Below are 238 nucleotides of genomic sequence, written 5' to 3' on the forward strand. Positions count from 1 at the left end.
TCAGAGCAGCTCCGTTTTGCATCCATTCCCGCTCACAGTGTTCGAGCCGATTTTGCCGGTGGCGGTTTGTCGTCTGATCTCGGGCCGGTGCTGCTGCGCGGTGTCGACCTTCAGATCGGTCTGACCAAGCGCCTCGCGGCGGCTTTGCCGGACCGTCGCCATCAGAGTTACGTCAGCCATTCGTATCATGATCTTCTGACGCAGCGTATCTACCAAATCGGCTGCGGCTATGAGGACG

1 protein-coding gene is annotated in these 238 nt (G+C 59.2%); it reads left to right on the plus strand.

What is annotated here, in order from left to right:
- A partial coding sequence (locus tag F2P45_RS35320) for a transposase (RefSeq protein WP_187367279.1) occupies positions 1–238 on the plus strand: 238 nt, incomplete at both ends.

Source organism: Massilia mucilaginosa (assembly GCF_011682145.1).
GTDB lineage: Bacteria > Pseudomonadota > Gammaproteobacteria > Burkholderiales > Burkholderiaceae_D > Telluria_A > Telluria_A mucilaginosa.